The following is a 17,618-nucleotide window of genomic DNA, read 5'->3' on the forward strand; positions in this document are numbered from 1 at the left end:
TTCATGAACCGCCGTATGCGGACCCGCATGTACGGTGGTGTGAGAGGTCGGGGGCTAGGCGCCCCCTCCTACTCGATTGCAAATAGACAGCATTACACAAAACGGGAAGCCAGTTCTAGGATTGAAAAAAGGATCAGACGCAAGTTCAGATAACAGGAATAGGAGTGATTCGATTTTCGCGACGATCCCTATCCGTTTGCGGCGAGAAGGGTGAGAGTAGAGGAAGGGGTTTTGGTGTGAGAAGAAAAACGACTGCAAAATGGTGTGTGCCGCGTCGCGCGCCACAATTTGCCATGGTTGGCACGATGATTCTTGCAGCGGTATTTTTCGTGGCGGGCTGTGATCCGACGAGTCTTTCGAGCGATCCGGCCGTGCCTGTCGCGACCGTTGAGCGGGGAATGACGCTGCTTTGGGGTCCGGAAATCAAGGAGGAGGCATTGCAGATGATTCAACAGAGCACCGTGTTTTGTCATCTCACGATGTATGAACTTGGTGATCAGGATCTTCTTGACAGTTTGCGAAAGGCAAAGCAAAGAGGAGTTGACGTCAAGATCATTCTGGATGCGTCAGAACCCCATTCGCAGACAATCGCGCTCCCCTTTCTTCGAAAATACCACATTCCAGTCAGCCTGCTCACGATACCTGGTGGAATATCTCATATCAAGTCACTTGTCACGGAAAATTCAACAGGTCTTCACGCTCTGATGGGCGGGATGAACTTTGGGCCGTACAGCTGGGAGAATCATGACGCGTCAGTCTATATTGACCACGCTGAAACCGGTTTTGAGGGGCTTTTTCAACAAGATGCCGCGCGTGCGAATGGCTGGCCTGAAGCAAATGTCGCGTATCCACTGCCACTGCTTTATGATGGCCAGATCGAACCGGCGATGCTCGAGGCAATTGCGGGTGCAAAACACACGGTTGATGTAGAGGCATTTGCACTTACGAGCAGGGATTTTCTCACGGCGTTGGAAACAGCCGCGGCGCGCGGCGTCACCGTACGCGTCTTGCTTGACGCAAAACAGAGTTACAATCACCGCAGCGCGGCCCGGCTTTTGCGCGCAGGAATTTCTGTCAAGTACTATACACCGTACCAAGGGGAGTATCTTCATGCAAAGATTGTGAATATCGATCAAGGGCGTATCCTCTTTGTCGGTTCAGCCAATTTTTCCTACCACGGTTTTTCTGTCAATCACGAAGGGGATCTGGAATTGACGTTTGTGCCGCGCATGGGGTCGGTGGTCGCGAGCGATTTTAACACACAGTGGGGTCGCGGCGGTGACGTTGCGGCTTCTGCAAGTGGTCAATACGGTTCTTCGGCTACTTACTAACCAAGAAGCGCAACAATGGTTCTCATGAGGCTAGTTCAGGGGCTGTGAATGCGCTATGATGAGATCCATGGGAGAATTTCAAGAGTACAAGCGAAAAACATGGATAAGTTCGTGGGGCGCGTTTGATCGTTTTGCCGTTGATTGGGTGATTCACAACCAGTGGCGGCAGCGCTATTTACACGTGTGGATGAAGTGGCTTGCCCGGATCGGGGCATGGCTTATGATCGTTGTAATGATTTTATTCATGTTATGGAGAATACTCTTTTTTTCGGATCTCTCGACGATTTCTGAAGTTCTTGGAGCGATGTTTTCAGCGGTTTGCACAAAGCTTCTGATTGATGTGATTGCCGTGAAAGTTGGCAGAGTGAGACCTTTTGTCAAACGCAGATTGACTCCGTCTGTGAGAAAGGATGAACAAGATCCATCCTTTCCTTCGAATCACGCGGGGGGCGCCTTTGCGTTGGCTGGATACCTTGCATTTCACTTTTCTCCTCTGGCCCCGTTTCTTTATGTGATCGCAGTGGGATTGGCTGTCTCTCGCGTTTTTTGCGCTTTTGCACTACCCGAGCGATCTGGTGGCTGGGGCGGGCGTGGGACGCTTGTGGCATTTTTAGTTTCTCTGTTTTTGTCATAGACGACCGGGGAATGGGAATCCTCTCTTAATAAGCGCTCACGGAGAGGGTGATTTTCATTCGCGCTGCACTGTTACAAGTGATGGCTGTATGTTCAATCCTTGCGAGTACAGGCTTTGCGGCGGTTGCGCACGCAGAAGAATTTCATGTGGCCATTACGACAAGAGGATTTGTTCCAAACGAACTTCACGCTACAGACAAGGGCCCGATACGCATTGATATTGTGAATCAAACCCGGCAGGTTCATAATTTTGTCCTGCCGAAATTCTATCTGTTTACGCAGAATCTGCAACCGAATGAAAAAACGTACGTTTCGTTCGTGCCAGACAAGACGGGGCGTTTTGAGTACTATTCAGATACAGGAGGAAAAAAGGAACAGGGTTATATAGGATATCTGCAAATTGATCACAAGTGAGATGCGACCACGCTGAAGACTGTGGGAGTTTGAGATTCTGCGTGGTCGCACATGTCAAATAGTATCTAACCTAATAAAACCTCGAGCTTTCTTCCACCCAGAATATGGTAGTGGAGGTGAAAGACGGTTTGCCCTGCCTCTTCCCCAACATTCGTAATCACTCGAAACCCAGTTTCATATACACCTGTTATTTTTGCAACAGCGACGACCGCCTCTTGCAGCGCAGTAAGCAAAGTTCCATCTGCTGAATCAAGTTCCACAACGGATTGTAGATGTGTTTTTGGTATAATCAAGACATGCGTCGGTGCCATCTTTGCAATGTCTTCAAAAGCCATGACGTGTTCATTCTCATAGAGGATGGTAGACGGAAGTTCGCGACGAACAATTTTACAGAAAACGCATGATTCCAACCTTGGTTCACCTCGTCTGGGCGCGACTTCTCAACGCCTCAATATGGATTCAAAGAGATCATAACAAATAGGAGGAAATAACTCTATGCCAGATGATTATCGTGACGGTATCGCGTTTGACGGGGAGAAATTTTTACGGTTAGACGAAGCAAAAGTCCCGCTCGAAGATCGTGCACATCAATTTGGCGACGGAATTTATGAGGTCATTCGTATCTATCAAGGTGCATTTTTTAAGTTGGAAGAGCATATGAAACGTTTTGAGAGGAGCGCGCAGGCCATCTCGCTTACACTCCCCTATGAGATGCCAAAGATTGTTGAGTTGATCGAGAAAGCACATGAGTTAAGTGGTCTCAGCGAAGCTGCGCTCTATATCCAGGTTTCGCGCGGCGCGGCGCGGCGCGATCACCCATTTCCGGATGCGGTGGCCCGCCTCACCATGACGGTGCGGCCTGTGAAGACAGAATCAACGAGTGCCTTGCGCCATCAAGGACAGCGTGTCAAGACGACGGAAGACATTCGCTGGTCATGGTGTTACATAAAATCGCTCAATTTATTGCCGAATGTGTTGATGAAACAGCGTGCGCTTGACGAAGGCTTTCACGATGCGATTTTTGTTCGCGACGGGTTGGTTACGGAAGGCACCAGCAGCAACATCGCAATCGTGCGCGGTGGCACTTTGTATACGCATCCAGCGAATCAGTCGATTCTTCACGGGATTACGAGGCAAGTTGTATTGGAACTGGCGCGCGAGCTTTGTATACCTGTTGTCGAATTGGCATTCACTGTAGATGAACTGAAAGAAGCTGATGAAGCGTTTACCATGAGCACGATTGCAGAAATTGTGCCGATTCGACAAGTCAATGAGACGTACATTAGAAACGGAAACGTCGATGAGTTTGTGGTGACGCGCCTTTTGCAGAAGCACTTTGAAGCGCAACATCGTGGAATTTTAATGAAGTGATCGATTGCACGGTTTGAACGCGCTGTACACAGTTGAATATTTGTCACAATGGTCTGACGTAAACATTGACCGATCAGTCAAAAAATCATATTCAAATCAAGGATCCTCTGCTATGATAGATGCAAGAGCAAGGGGGTATTTGGATGAGATCGATAAAGCGCGCCGCAGTGCTCGGCTCTGGAGTCATGGGAGCGGCCATTGCCGGCCATCTTGCAAATGTAGGGATCACGTGTCTTTTGCTTGATATTGTACCTGCAGAGTTGCTTCCTGAAGAGGAAAAGAAAGGGCTTTCACTTTCGGATCGGACAGTGCGGAATCGCTTGGCTGATCGCGCACTTGCAAATTTGCTCAAAGCAAAACCGGCGCCTCTCTATACAAAGGAGCAGGCGGAACGAATTGAAACTGGGAATTTTGAGGATGACTTACAGAGAATCGAAGAGTGTGACTGGGTGATTGAGGTCGTTGTCGAGAATTTGGCGATTAAAAGGCAAGTATTAGAGCGTGTGGATTCCTTTTTAAAACCTGGGACGATCGTCAGTTCCAATACGTCGGGCGTTTCAATTGAAGCAATGGCCGCCGGACGATCGGAAGGATTTCAAAAGAATTTTCTTGGGACACACTTCTTCAATCCCCCCCGCTACATGAAACTCTTGGAAATTATCCCTACAGCACACACTGATCCCGCAATTGTCACAGAGATGGAGACATTTTGTTCGCGCGTTTTGGGAAAAGGCGTGGTGATTGCAAGAGATACACCGAATTTTATTGCAAACCGCATAGGGACGTATGGGTTGCTTGTAACACTGAGGGAAATGGAAAAATCGGGTTTTGGTGTTGATGAAGTGGATACATTGACAGGTCCTGTGATAGGACGTCCCAAAAGTGCCACGTTTCGAACACTTGATCTGGTCGGTTTGGACACGTTTGTTCATGTTGCGAACAACGTACTAGAACATTCTGCGAATGAACATGAGCGAGATGTGTTTACGGTGCCTGAGCCGATTTTAGATATGGTCGCCAAAGGGTATCTCGGAGACAAAAATGGTCAGGGTTTCTTCAAAAAGCAAAAAGATGAAAATGGGACAGAGATCCTCGCCATTGATTTATCTGATTTCACGTATCGACCCCGCCGCAAACTTCGCTCTGTCTCTTTCGAAGCGGCGAAAGTCGCAAGAACGCTGCCTGAGAAACTCTGCGCGCTTGCCTACGGGCAGGATGAGGCGGCAAATTTTGTCTGGAATGTGCTCAAAAAAGTGCTGATCTACAGTGCTTCTCTCGTCGGTGTCATTGCGGATGACATCGTTGCGATTGACAATGCGCTCAAGTGGGGCTTTAACTGGGAGTTTGGCCCATTTGAGACGTGGGATGCGCTTGGACTTGCGCGATCAGTCAAACGAATGGTGGAAGAAGGAGACGACGTTCCCGGCTTTGTGCTTGAGATGGTCGAAAATGGCCAGTCTTTTTATCAAAAGGACAACGGCGTCACAATGTTTCACACTCGGACTGGATACAAGACGCTGACGCAAGGCGCGCGAATCGATCTTTTTGCGCTCATGGCGCAAGGCCGGAAGATTTTTGGCAATAATGGCGCGACACTGCTTGATCTGGGCGATGATGTGGCGTGTCTTCATTTTCACTCTTTGAAGCAGGCGATTGGCGGGGACATGATTTCCATGATGATGCGTTCCGCCGACGAAGTAGAAAAAAATTATCGCGCGCTTGTCATCGGGGCGAATGCGACCAATTTTTGCGTCGGCGCTAACATCATGATGATGCTTACAGAGGCGCAGGATGAAAACTGGGATGAGATTGATCTGATGATCCAACAGTTTCAGCGCGCAACATCACGCATCAAGTTTATGAAGCGACCAGTGGTCGTCGCGCCATACGGACTCACGCTCGGTGGCGGTGCAGAAATTGCGCTTGCAGGTACCGCGATGCAAGCGGCGGCTGAAACGTATCTGGGACTTGTGGAGACAGGGATCGGTTTGATTCCGGGCGGTGGCGGAAACAAGGAATTGCTCATGAGAGTGATGGAAAACGTGCCGGATTATCCGGATGTGCCATTGCTTCCGTTTGTGCAGAGAGCCTTTGAGACGATTGCACTCGCCAAAGTTTCAACATCCGCCCTCGACGCTAAATCGCTCGGTTTTCTCTCTGACCGCGACCGTATCACGGTTGGACAGGATTTTCTCTTATCAGATGCAAAACAGCGGGCGCTCTCGTTGGCTGTCGATTATGTTCCAAAAAAACCTGCGTTTATTCGCGTTGCGGGCGAGAACGGGGCGGCAGCGCTCAAATTGGGTGTCTATGGAATGAGGCGCAGCGGGTACATTTCTGATCACGATGAAAAAGTGGCCAAACAGTTGATCCGCGTCCTGACAGGTGGGCAGGTCCAGGCGGGAACACGTCTTTCTGAACAGGCGCTTCTTGATCTTGAACGAGAGGCATTCTTGTCGCTGTTGGGAGAAGCCAAGACACAGGCGCGGATGCAGTACATGTTGCAGACGGGCAAACCGCTTCGCAATTAAACCTTTGAGATGGGGAGGAGATCATGTGAAAGAAGCGGTTATTGTAGCGGGTGCGCGCAGTGCGATTGGGCGTTCGGGCAGAGGTTCGCTACGGCATACGCGACCCGATGATTTTGGGGCGGCAGTCCTTAAAGAGATGCTTTCACGCGTCGCGTTTGATCCGGCAGAGATTGACGATATTATTTTAGGTTGCGCGACGCCTGAGGCGGAGCAAGGGATGAATATGGCGCGCATCGTTGGACTGCGCGCAGGACTTCCGACAAACGTATCTGGGATGACGATCAATCGCTTTTGCAGTTCGGGTCTTCAGTCGATTGCGCTGGCGGCACATGGCATCATGGCGGGCACGTATGACGCAGTCGTAGCAGGCGGTGTGGAGAGCATGAGCCGTTTGCCGATGGGTGGATATAATCTGTCGCCAAATCCCTATCTCGCAGAAAATTTTCCTGACGCGTACATCTCGATGGGTCACACGGCAGAAGAGGTTGCCCGGCGATTTGGTGTCTCTCGCGAGGATCAGGACGCTTTTGCTTTGCGCAGCCACCGTTTGGCGGCTGCCGCAAATGATGCTGGAAAGCTTGACGCACAAATTGTGCCGCTACAAGTTTCCGTGCAAGAGACGGATGAAGAGGGAAAAACGGTTATCCGCTCTTTTACGTTCTCGCGCGACGAAGGCATACGCAGAGATACGACGCTCAACGCGCTCGCCAAGCTGAAACCTGCTTTTTCGCTGAACGGTTCAGTTACGGCAGGAAACTCATCGCAGACGAGCGACGGGGCGGCAACGGTTCTCATGATGTCGGCAGAACGTGCGGCGCGCGAAGGATTAAAGCCGATTGGGGTGTTTCGCTCCTTTGCGGTGGCGGGAGTGGACCCGGATGTCATGGGGATTGGACCTGTTGCAGCTGTGCCCAAAGCGCTTGAGAAGGCGGGTCTGTCGTTAGCCGATATTGATCTGATTGAGTTAAACGAAGCGTTTGCCGCACAGGCCGTACAGGTGATCCGCGCGCTTGGCATGAATGAGGAGATTGTCAATGTCAATGGCGGGGCGATTGCGATCGGTCATCCACTCGGTTGTACAGGAACGCGGCAGGCTGTTGATCTGCTCGAGGAGTTGAAGCGTCAGAACAAGCGCTATGGCCTTGTCACGATGTGTATCGGCGGCGGTATGGGAGCGGCTGGCGTCATCGAGCGAGTGTAACAGACAGATCCGGGAGGAGAATGAAAAATGGAATCCGTAAAAAATAGAGAGATTGGCGCAGCATTTTTTGTGGAAGAAAGTGATTATAACCTGCTGTTTACGCCCGAAGACTTCAGTGATGAGCATCGCATGATTGCTAAGACAACGGCTGACTTTGTAAATGGGGAAGTGGTTCCTGTCAGCGAACAGCTTGAGCATCAGGATTGGGAACTCACGAAAAAGCTTTTGCAAAAAGCAGGAGATCTCGGTTTGCTGGCGGCGGATGTCCCTGAACAGTATGACGGTCTTGGATTAGACAAAGTGAGCTCTTCGCTGATTGGCGAGTATATGACGCGCGGCAGTTCGTTTGCATTGTCGCACGGCGCGCACGTGGGAATTGGAACGCTTCCCATTGTGTATTTCGGTAATGCTGATCAAAAGCAAAAATATCTTCCAGATCTGGCTTCTGGCAAGCGGTTTGCCGCATATGCGTTGACAGAACCTGGATCGGGTTCGGATGCGCTTGGCGCGCGAACGACTGCGAAATTGTCCCCAGATGGGAAATTCTACATTCTAAACGGGCAAAAGCAGTATATTACAAACTCTGCATTTGCGGATGTGTTTGTCGTCTATGCAAAGATTGATGGCGAAAAATTTTCAGCTTTTATCGTGGAGCGGGATTATCCAGGGGTTAGCACTGGGCCTGAAGAGAAAAAGATGGGTATCAAAGCGTCTTCAACGCGCCCTTTGATCTTGGAAGATGTTCACGTGCCCGTTGAGAATTTATTGGGCGAAGCAGGCAAAGGCCATGTGATCGCGTTTAACATCTTGAACATCGGGCGTTACAAATTGGCGGTAGGCTGCGTCGGTGGCAGCAAAGAGGCGTTGCAGACGGCAGTCGCTTACGCGAAGACACGTGAGCAGTTTAAGCGACCGATCGCTTCCTTTCCTTTAATTGGAGGAAAAATTGCAGATATGGCAGCGCGGACGTTTGTGGCAGAGTCCAGCGCGTATCGCACGACGGGCGCAATCGACGCGGCGCTCTCAGCGGCGGATCTATCTGGCGCAGACGCTGGTCACGTCGCGGCAAAAGCGATTGAGGAGTTTGCGATTGAGTGCTCGATCAACAAAGTATTTGGATCGGAGGCTCTCGATTTTGTCGTTGATGAAGGCGTACAGATTCATGGCGGCGCCGGTTTTATCCAGGATTACCCAATTGAGCGGATGTATCGTGATTCGCGCATCAATCGAATTTTTGAGGGAACAAACGAGATCAACCGCTTGCTTGTCCCGGGCACACTCATGCGAAAGGCGTTAAAGGGCGAGGTGGCACTCTTGCAGGCGGCGACGAAACTGCAGGGTGAGATGATGTCGACGTTAGAACTTCCTGATGAGGATGCAGAGCTTGGCGCTGAGACGTACGCGGTAAACATGACGAGGAAAATCTTTTTGATGGTAGGCGGAATGGCGGTGCAAAAGTACGGGCAGGCGCTTGACCGCGAGCAAGAGGTATTGGCGAATCTTGCAGATCTTGGGATTGCGCTTTACACCATGGAGAGCGCGCTTTTACGCGCGCAAAAAACGGCGGCAAATGGCGGCAGTGGGCGCGCCGCGCTTCAGGCGAATTATGTGAAGCTATTCGTTGCTGAAACGTTCCCGCGCGTTGAGGCGACTGCACGCGATACGCTGGCTGCGATGGAAGAAGGGGACGCACTGAAGACAGCGCTCACCCTTTTGAAAAAACTGACTCGATACACCCCTAAGAATACGGTTTCGCTCAAACGGGCAATCGCAAAAGAAGTTATCGAGGCGGGACGCTATCTCGCTTGACTTACGTGCAGAATCGCTTTGTGTATATAAAACGCCTGCGACAAAGTTTTGTGTCGCAGGCGTTTTCGCAAGAATATGCAATTATAGTACACGTTTGGCGACGGCAAACACAGGCCGCCAGATGGATTGCATGAGTGCGATGTCCGGCGCGTCAAGAATGCCGAAGCCAGTAGCGGGACGCTTTGAGTGTGCGGCAAATATCGCGTGACGCGAGCGCAACAAGAGAAGTTGCAGGTAGTCATTGTGCGCAGCGCGCTTTAGTGGCGCATCTTTCCGTTGTATAATACGCTTGTTGTACGCGTGAAAAGCCGTGTGTACATGTTCATTTGCTCGAATGATCCCTTTCATCATCAAGCGCATGGAGTAGGGAAGAATGTAGACGATTTGATTTTTCTTTCGCCCAAATTGAAGCGCAGTGGCTTCGTTTTGGTAAAATACATCAATATGTGTCCCTGTGATGGCGCCCCCTGTGTCATCTGCGATGCGAAACCCGACACCTGGAATATAGAGGACGGTACCGTATGGAATCACATTGGGATCGACGGCGGCTGTGATGCCTTGAATGGTCGTGTCACCTGTGGCAGTTACCCCGAAGGCTTGTGACCCAGGAAGTTTACCTGTGGAAGAATAGCCGTCCGTGTATGCGGTCAACGTGCTCACGATGGCTTTTGTGCCAGGCGGCGCAAAAGGAAGCGTTTGTGGAATCCGCAGTATCTGTCCTGCCTGGATAAGGTCTGGGTTTTTGATCGGATTAAGTCTCTCAAGCGTTGCGACCGAAGTTTTAAAGCGTTTTGCGATGATTTGCAGGGTATCTCCAGGCTGAATGTGGTAGACAATTGCAGGAGCTGTCTTCGTGTGATGGTGTGACGGTGAAGAATGAAGTGAGGCGCTCGTCTGCGCCATCATTGCGACTGACGTGATCCACCCGATGATCCGTCTCATAGATCTCTCCTAGTTTATGACGTTAGCTATAGACTTGCCAAAATTGGCAAATCTTAAACAGACAAATGTGAAGATGTATCGTGGGAGTGAGTGGTTTTGATCAAGCTGATTGGGTTTGCCATTGTTATCGCGGGTGTCATCTATCTCATTTCACTGCGCAGACGCAAAGGGGATTTTTCGTTTCGCATCAAAAAAATCAAACACCGCGTATCCGATTTGTTATCGCTCACCATCAAACTGCGGACAGAGGCTGAGTTTGCCGCACTTGAGCGTCCGGATGAAATAAAGCAAGTGATGCAATGGCTTGATGAGTGCAGTGGACCTCTTGTTGAGATTAAAGAGGCGCTTGATCGCTTAGAACAGCGCGCCAAATCATGGACGGACGCATCTGATCTGTACGTTGATATTGGGATGCAGGAAGAGGCGTTGGAAAGAATTCAACCGCTGCTTATGAAGGCAAAGGAAACGTTAGGCGCATAAAGTGCCTATTGACGACTGAATCTAGACATCTGTATTCATCCTTCTATCTGTGTGCTAGAATAGGTTAGACTGAGCGCTCGCTCAAGAACCTCATACAAACGGGAGTTGGTACAGTGTCCGTTCATAAAATTGCCACACCCGTAAAGGATCTCGAGTTAGTTCGAGTGCGACGGGAACAGATTGTCAATGCGGCGACCATGCTTTTTTTAAAAAAGGGATACCATCGCACAACGACGCGTGAGATAGCCAGGGAGAGCGGCTTGGGTACGGGAACGCTTTACGAGTATATTGGATCAAAAGAAGACATTCTCCTGTTGGTCTGCGACATGATTCACTCCCAGGTGGAGGCTAAACTTCACGCGACAACGCCGAGTGGAATGACCATGGCTGAAGCATTTCCAGGGCTTCTCAAAAACTTTTTCCACGCAATTGATGATGTACAGGATCTCGTCGTTTTGATTTATCAAGAGACGCGTTCACTGCCAAAGGACTACATGCGCGCGGTGCTGGCTCGTGAACAAGGGATCAGCAACTATTTTGCAAAACTTTTGCAGCGCGGAATTGACGATGGTTCATTTACGCTTGCGCCAGATCTTGTCATGCTGATGGCGCACAACATCACGGTGCTCGGGCAAATGTGGGCGTTTCGCAGGTGGTCGATTCATCGCTCGTATACTCTGGATACATTCACAGATACACAAACTTCACTGATTATGAGAGAACTGTGTTCGGCGACATGATTGCCGTCACGGTTGACATTGATCGACCTACTGTTAGGTCGTATCGGCTCGGCCAACTAGAAGCGAGGAGTGATTCGACGTGGAAAAGCAGATCGTGGACGAAAAGCCGTATTTCCCGAAACATCATGTGCGCTTTGTCACTGCCTCAAGCCTGTTTGACGGTCATGACGCATCCATCAACATTATGCGCAGGATTTTGCAGGCAAGCGGAGTTGAAGTGATCCACCTCGGACACAATCGCTCTGTGGCGGAAGTCGTGAAAGCGGCGATTGAAGAGGATGTTCAAGCGATTGCGATCAGCTCTTATCAAGGCGGCCACGTCGAGTACTTTCGCTATATGATTGACCTGTTACGCACACTTGGAGCCTCACATATCCACGTTTTTGGCGGTGGAGGCGGGGTGATTGTCAAGCGTGAGATTGATGAATTGCACGAGTATGGCGTCACGCGTATTTATTCTCCTGAGGATGGACGGTTGCTTGGACTTCAGGGAATGATCAACGAAATGATTCGCATCAGCGATCATGATACGCCGTGCACCCGCGCGTTAAAATGGGCGAAAGAGGGGATTCCTGAAAATCTGGCATGGAATCATCAAGACGTGGCTGAAATCATCTCACTCTTTGAAGATCGCGAGTCAGGCGCGGAGTTTAAACCTCTCCTTTTAAAGTCAATAAAAGAGTGCGTGCAGTCTGGCAAGGCACACATTCCGGTGGTCGGTCTCACAGGCACTGGTGGTTCTGGCAAGAGTTCCTTGACGGATGAACTGACGCGCCGTTTTCTCACTCATTTTCCGTCAAAGCGAATCGCGATCCTATCCGTAGACCCAACGCGCCAAAAAACGGGAGGGGCACTCCTTGGAGACCGAATTCGCATGAATGCGATCGACCATCCCAATGTGTACATGCGCTCGTTTGCGACACGTTCTGCGAATTCTGAGATTTCGCTTGCACTCCGTGACGCCATCGAGATTTGCCGCGCAGCCCGCTTTGATCTGATTCTCGTTGAGACAAGTGGCATTGGCCAAGGGGATGCCGCCGTCGTTTCACATTGCGACATCAGCATCTATGTGATGACTTCAGAGTTTGGCGCGCCTTCGCAACTTGAGAAGATTGACATGCTTGACTATGCCGATTTTATCGCGATCAATAAGTTTGAGCGGCGCGGCTCGATGGACGCTTTACGCGACGTGCGCAAGCAGTTGCAGCGTAACCGCGGATGGTTTGAGCACAAAGCGGAGTCATTGCCTGTGTATGGAACGATGGCGAGTTCATACCGCGACGAAGGCGTACAGAAGCTGTTTTATGACTTGGTGAATCGACTCGCCGCTCAATTTGACGAATCATTTACAGTCGAGAATCATGCAGTGGTAAAAACGAGTTCGCGACAAGCCATTCTTTCGGCAGAACGCCAGAGCTATTTGCTTGACGTGGTCAAAACGATCAAGCAGTACAAAGCGAACACGAAGGCGTACGCAGAGACGGCGACTGCATGGTTTCAGATCGAAGGCACGCGACAACAGCTTTTGCATCAGTTCGATCAAGCGGCGATTCGCGTCATGGAGGAAAAAGTCGACGCACTGCGCGCGGCGCTTCCCCGCCAACTCGTGGATCAAATCGAAGGAATTCCCGCGCTTCGTGCGGGTTATGCCCAGGATGAATACGTGACAAACATTCGCGGCCGCGAGATTCGCACGCCGCTTTTTGTGCGCTCCCTTTCGAACACGCGCATTCCTAAAGTGGCACTTCCCTCGTTTCGCGATTACGGTGAATGGGTGCGTTTTTTGCGTGAAGAGAATGTGCCGGGGGCATTTCCTTTTACGGCGGGCGTCTTTTCGTTCAAACGAACAGAGGAAGAACCGCGGCGCCAATTTGCGGGAGAGGGGACGCCTGAGCGGACGAACCGCCGGTTTCACTATCTTTCGCAAAATGACACGGCCAAGCGTTTGTCGACTGCGTTTGACAGCGTGACACTCTATGGTGAAGATCCCGCAGAGCGGCCGGACATTTACGGGAAAATCGGTGAGAGTGGCGTGAGTGTCTGCACGCTTGACGACATGAACCGGCTTTTTGCCGGATTTGATCTGACAGATCCCTCGACGTCTGTCTCGATGACGATCAATGGACCTGCCCCGATTCTTCTTGCCATGTTTTTTAATACGGCGATCAGGCAGCAAGAAGATGCGTTTATAAAACGCGAGGGACGCGATCCATTGGAACATGAGCGAGAGAAACTGAAATGGTCGACTCTGCGGCGCGTTCGGGGTACGGTTCAAGCAGATATTTTGAAAGAGGATCAAGGTCAGAATACGTGCATCTTCTCTACAGATTTTGCGCTTCGGATGATGGGGGATATTCAACAGTATTTTGTGGATCACTCCATTTCGAATTATTACTCGGTATCAATCAGTGGTTATCATATCGCAGAGGCGGGAGCCAACCCGATTTCGCAACTCGCATTTACCTTGTCAAACGCCTTTACGTATGTAGAGTACTATCTTAGCCGCGGGATGAAGATTGATGACTTTGCGGGGAACCTTTCTTTTTTCTTCAGCAATGGCATGGACCCGGAGTACACCGTCATGGGACGTGTCGCGCGACGCATTTGGGCTGTGGCCATGCGCGATTTTTACGGCGGATCAGAGCGAAGTCAAAAGCTCAAATATCACATCCAGACGTCTGGCCGCTCGCTTCATGCGCAAGAAATTGATTTTAATGACATCCGGACGACGCTTCAGGCACTTCTCGCAATTTATGACAACTGTAATTCGCTGCACACCAACGCTTACGATGAAGCAATCACCACACCAACTGAAGAGAGCGTGCGGCGGGCGATGGCGATTCAAATGATCATCAATCGCGAGTTTGGGCTTACGATGAATGAGAATCCGCTGCAAGGCTCATACCTCGTTGAACAACTGACGGATCTGGTCGAAGAGGCGGTGCTCGACGAATTTCTGAGAATCAATGATCGCGGCGGCGTGCTAGGCGCGATGGAAACTCAGTACCAACGGGGGAAAATTCAGGAAGAGTCGCTGGAGTACGAGATGCAAAAACATTCGGGTGCGTTGCCGATTGTCGGAGTCAATACGTTTTTGCGCCCAGGCGGTGAGCCGATGGTGAAGGATGTCCCTCTTGCAAGGGCGACACCTGAAGAGAAGCGATTGCAGATAGAGCATCTTCGACAGTTTCAGGAGCGGCATCGCGGTGAGGTTGAGGAGGCTATCGATCGACTCAAAAGAATTGCGCTTGAAGGCGAAAACTTGTTTGCAGAATTGATGGAGACGGTGAAAGTGGCCAGTCTCGGCCAGATTACGGAAGCTCTCTATGAAGTCGGAGGACAGTACCGGAGAAATATGTAAAAGATTGTTAAAGGTTGCCTAAAATATCGACATTAAGTGGCAGGTTTCGTCGCAAATACGGACGGAACCTGCCTTCATGTGGTACAATCTTCGCGTTAGAATGATCCTTCTGGGAGGTTCCTATTCAATGCATGTATCGCAGACCCTGATTTTTGCCCTCATTCAGGGGATCACAGAGCTTTTCCCGATCAGCAGTGTCGGACACGGGGTTCTCCTTCCATATCTCCTTCATTGGCCGAACGTTCAGGCGAATCCTGCCTTTCTTCCTTATCTGGTTTTGCTCCATGTAGGAACGGCAGTTGCGCTGCTCATCTACTTTTTTCGCGACTGGCTCACGTTTTTGGTCGCGCTCTTTGCAAAAGACAGCAAGTCTTCGGTAGTGGCTAAACGGCAACGCATCGCGCGCAAAGAATTTATATTGCTGGTTGTCGGTACCATTCCTGCGGTGATCATTGGTGGGCTTGGTGCGAAAAAATTTGCGAGCTTGTTTGCCACCCCGCGCATAGCCATGATTTTTCTCATCGTAAACGGCATTATCCTCATCCTTGGCGATAGACTCTTAAAGCGAAAAGGGAATCGCAATATGGATGATCTCAACTTTAAAGAAATTTTGATTATCGGGGTGCTCGAGTCCCTTGCCTTGATTCCTGGATTTTCTCGGTCTGCCATGACGATGATTGGAGGACTGATGTACGGTCTTCGCTATGAGGCTGCGGCGCGCCTCAGTTTTCTTCTCGCGACACCAGTCATTCTCGGCGCAGCCGTCAAAGAGCTCCCCAAGCTTCACAACAACCATACAATGCTTGCGATGGGACTGCTTGGCGGTGTGGTTGCCGGGATCGCGGCGTACGCGAGTACATGGTTTTTAATGCGGTACTTTAAAACACACGAGATCAAGGCACTTCGTCCGTTTGGGTATTATTGCGTTGGATTGGGAGGACTCGTTTTAATTTATAGCTTTTTTGTCTGAGAATAAGGATTTAGAAAATAGTTGACGCAGGGTTCCCTCTTTACTTCGCGCATGACTTGCCCGGCATGAGGCAAGCTACGTGATGGGAAGGAAAGGAGGGGGTATCCTGCGCTTCTTTTTTTTAAAACGGCTTTCGGCGGATGCGCGAAGACTTGTTGGATCAAACACGCTTTTTATCGCGGGGCTAGGCCTCTCGGCTACATTCATCAACGTTTATTTATGGCGTGTTGATCATTCCCTTTTTCCACTTATTTTGTTTAACGGATTCCTTGATGTAGGGATTCCCCTCGCGTTTGTGATATGCGGCTTTTTGGCGCATCGGGTCAAAGAGCCAACCCTTTTGCGTATAGGCATTATAGGGGTTTCTGTTTTTTTCGCGCTTTTGCTCTTTGCAGGGAAAGCGGCTGCGCATCACGCAATATGGCTCGGACTCTTGTTTGGACTCGGTCAGGGTTTTTATTGGTACGCGTTTCACGTCGCTTCGTTTGATTGCACGCGGGCAGATGCGCGAACAGATTTTCACGCAGCGTCAGGTTTTTTTACATCGCTGGTCGGAATGCTTGCTCCGTTTGTTGCTGGTCTCATCATTGCAAACTCCGCGAGACTCACTGGATATTCCCTTGTTTTTGCCTGTACGTTCACACTTTTTGTCATTCTTTTTGTGCAGTCTTTCCGGTTGCGACACGGCCCGTGCCGCCGTACGGAGTTCGCAGAAGGATTCTGTTTTGCGCGGGATCCTGACTGGCGCAGGGTCTGGCTTGCGACGGTGAGCTTTGGCTTGCGCGAAGGTGTCTATGCGTTTGTCATTCCAATTCTCGTTTTTTTCTCGTCAAAAACAGAAGCGGGTGTCGGCGACTTTGGTTTGTGGACGGGTATTGTCGCATTGCTGTCGTATGGGTGGATCGGTCGAATCAAACGACACGAGCTTCTCAAGCGTTTTATGATTGTCCCAAGTATCGCGCTTGGAGGGTTTGCCTGCGTACTTCTTTTGGGAATCAAGCCGATGATTTTGACTATTTTCGGGGCAAGTACGGCACTCTTGTTTCCGTTTGTCATGATTCCGCTTACGTCAGTCACTCAAGATGAGATCGATGAGTCGGAACGATCGAGCGTGCGCCGGGCGGAGTATGTCATTAGCCGTGAAGTCGCGCTTGGCGTTGGTCGTGTGAGTGGGATTTTGTTACTCTTTATTTTTCTCGCGATTTTTCCAGGGGTTCACGGCGTGTTGATTGTCTCATCCATTCTCGGGTTTGCCTATGTATTGACGAGCGTGTTAATCGCCAAGGTTACGTATACAGACAGGCGTTTGGGGCCTATGCGATAAAAAACCTCGCCGCTGATCGGCGAGGTTTTTTTATCGCATCCATTACGATTTAAAGAAGTCTGCATTCTTTTGAATGAAGGACTTTTCTTCTTCTGGAACAAAATCTTCTTGAAAAATAGCCGCTACTGGGCACACCGCTTCGCAGGCGCCGCAGTCAATGCACGTATCTGGATCGATGTAGTATTGATCTTCGCCTTCATGAATCGCATCAACTGGGCAAGTTTCAACACAGTCGGCAGCTTTTTCACCGATACACGGTGATGTAATGATAAACGCCACGTTAGACACTCCCTCGTTTGCAAGATCCTTGCATGTCTATCATATAATACGCCTCATGCCGATTTCAATATCTAAAATGGGGATTGAAACGTTTTAGGGAAAGGAATGATAACAGAGATAAATCGTGAATTCATTCACGATCAGCACGCCACCTGCGATTGAAACAGTTCATAAAAAACCACTTAGACAGTTGATCTTGACACGTTTGCTTTCATGTTAGCCAGATTGACAT

Annotated in this window: 15 protein-coding genes; 12 read left to right on the forward strand and 3 right to left on the reverse strand. The window is 50.1% G+C overall.

Annotation, left to right across the window (positions count from 1 at the left end; all coding sequences use genetic code 11):
* The first annotated feature begins 236 nt into the window (after window positions 1–236).
* The 3 genes from ATW55_RS09165 to ATW55_RS09175 all read left to right on the forward strand — a co-directional run bounded on the left by ATW55_RS09165 (window position 237) and on the right by ATW55_RS09175 (window position 2,378).
* Window positions 237–1,331: a phospholipase D-like domain-containing protein gene (locus tag ATW55_RS09165; protein ID WP_067716096.1), complete on the forward strand. Its 1,095-nt coding sequence runs from the start codon at window positions 237–239 to the stop codon at window positions 1,329–1,331.
* Window positions 1,332–1,398: 67 nt separating this feature from the next.
* The gene (locus ATW55_RS09170; RefSeq protein WP_160327211.1) at window positions 1,399–1,965 is read left to right on the forward strand and encodes a phosphatase PAP2 family protein; all 567 of its coding nucleotides are present in this window, start codon (window positions 1,399–1,401) and stop codon (window positions 1,963–1,965) included.
* A 47-nt stretch (window positions 1,966–2,012) separates the two neighbouring features.
* Window positions 2,013–2,378: a cupredoxin domain-containing protein gene (locus ATW55_RS09175; protein WP_082685708.1), complete on the forward strand. Its 366-nt coding sequence runs from the start codon at window positions 2,013–2,015 to the stop codon at window positions 2,376–2,378.
* 65 nt (window positions 2,379–2,443) lie between these two features.
* Here ATW55_RS09175 and ATW55_RS09180 read toward each other — a convergent pair whose 3' ends face one another.
* Window positions 2,444–2,788 (reverse strand): histidine triad nucleotide-binding protein, encoded by a 345-nt coding sequence (locus ATW55_RS09180; RefSeq protein WP_067716103.1) that lies wholly within the window; start codon window positions 2,786–2,788, stop codon window positions 2,444–2,446.
* 85 nt (window positions 2,789–2,873) lie between these two features.
* Between ATW55_RS09180 and ATW55_RS09185 the strand changes: the two genes are divergently transcribed.
* The 4 genes from ATW55_RS09185 (at window position 2,874) to ATW55_RS09200 (ending at window position 9,290) form a co-directional block, all read left to right on the forward strand.
* Window positions 2,874–3,749, forward strand: coding sequence for an aminotransferase class IV (locus ATW55_RS09185; RefSeq protein ID WP_067716107.1), 876 nt, complete (start codon window positions 2,874–2,876; stop codon window positions 3,747–3,749).
* Between the two features lie 143 nt (window positions 3,750–3,892).
* Window positions 3,893–6,280, forward strand: coding sequence for a 3-hydroxyacyl-CoA dehydrogenase/enoyl-CoA hydratase family protein (locus ATW55_RS09190; protein WP_067716110.1), 2,388 nt, complete (start codon window positions 3,893–3,895; stop codon window positions 6,278–6,280).
* A gap of 25 nt (window positions 6,281–6,305) precedes the next feature.
* Window positions 6,306–7,481 carry an acetyl-CoA C-acyltransferase gene (locus ATW55_RS09195; RefSeq protein WP_067716116.1) on the forward strand — a complete coding sequence of 392 codons (1,176 nt, stop codon included), beginning with the start codon at window positions 6,306–6,308 and terminating at the stop codon, window positions 7,479–7,481.
* A 27-nt stretch (window positions 7,482–7,508) separates the two neighbouring features.
* Window positions 7,509–9,290: an acyl-CoA dehydrogenase family protein gene (locus ATW55_RS09200; RefSeq protein WP_067716120.1), complete on the forward strand. Its 1,782-nt coding sequence runs from the start codon at window positions 7,509–7,511 to the stop codon at window positions 9,288–9,290.
* 81 nt (window positions 9,291–9,371) lie between these two features.
* Here the strand turns inward: ATW55_RS09200 and ATW55_RS17080 are convergent, their stop codons facing one another.
* Entirely contained in the window at window positions 9,372–10,232 is an 861-nt protein-coding gene (locus ATW55_RS17080; RefSeq protein WP_067716124.1) for a 3D domain-containing protein, read from the reverse strand.
* 96 nt (window positions 10,233–10,328) lie between these two features.
* On the opposite strand from ATW55_RS17080, the gene ATW55_RS09210 reads away from it, so the two are divergent.
* From ATW55_RS09210 to ATW55_RS09230, 5 genes are all read left to right on the forward strand, one after another.
* The gene (locus ATW55_RS09210) at window positions 10,329–10,712 is read left to right on the forward strand and encodes a hypothetical protein (RefSeq protein ID WP_067716129.1); all 384 of its coding nucleotides are present in this window, start codon (window positions 10,329–10,331) and stop codon (window positions 10,710–10,712) included.
* A gap of 113 nt (window positions 10,713–10,825) precedes the next feature.
* Window positions 10,826–11,452 carry a TetR/AcrR family transcriptional regulator gene (locus ATW55_RS09215; RefSeq protein WP_067716134.1) on the forward strand — a complete coding sequence of 209 codons (627 nt, stop codon included), beginning with the start codon at window positions 10,826–10,828 and terminating at the stop codon, window positions 11,450–11,452.
* A gap of 94 nt (window positions 11,453–11,546) precedes the next feature.
* Window positions 11,547–14,813, forward strand: a complete 3,267-nt coding sequence (gene icmF, locus ATW55_RS09220) for a fused isobutyryl-CoA mutase/GTPase IcmF (protein ID WP_067716280.1) — start codon at window positions 11,547–11,549, stop codon at window positions 14,811–14,813.
* Window positions 14,814–14,940: 127 nt separating this feature from the next.
* Window positions 14,941–15,783: an undecaprenyl-diphosphate phosphatase gene (locus tag ATW55_RS09225; protein WP_082685709.1), complete on the forward strand. Its 843-nt coding sequence runs from the start codon at window positions 14,941–14,943 to the stop codon at window positions 15,781–15,783.
* A gap of 82 nt (window positions 15,784–15,865) precedes the next feature.
* Window positions 15,866–17,107: an MFS transporter gene (locus tag ATW55_RS09230; RefSeq protein WP_336433219.1), complete on the forward strand. Its 1,242-nt coding sequence runs from the start codon at window positions 15,866–15,868 to the stop codon at window positions 17,105–17,107.
* 42 nt (window positions 17,108–17,149) lie between these two features.
* On the opposite strand, the gene ATW55_RS09235 is transcribed toward ATW55_RS09230, so the two are convergent.
* Window positions 17,150–17,386 carry an indolepyruvate ferredoxin oxidoreductase subunit alpha gene (locus ATW55_RS09235; RefSeq protein ID WP_067716146.1) on the reverse strand — a complete coding sequence of 79 codons (237 nt, stop codon included), beginning with the start codon at window positions 17,384–17,386 and terminating at the stop codon, window positions 17,150–17,152.
* Window positions 17,387–17,618: the final 232 nt, after the last annotated feature.

The sequence above is a fragment of the Ferroacidibacillus organovorans genome, from assembly GCF_001516615.1.
Taxonomy (GTDB): domain Bacteria; phylum Bacillota; class Bacilli; order Alicyclobacillales; family SLC66; genus Ferroacidibacillus; species Ferroacidibacillus ferrooxidans_B.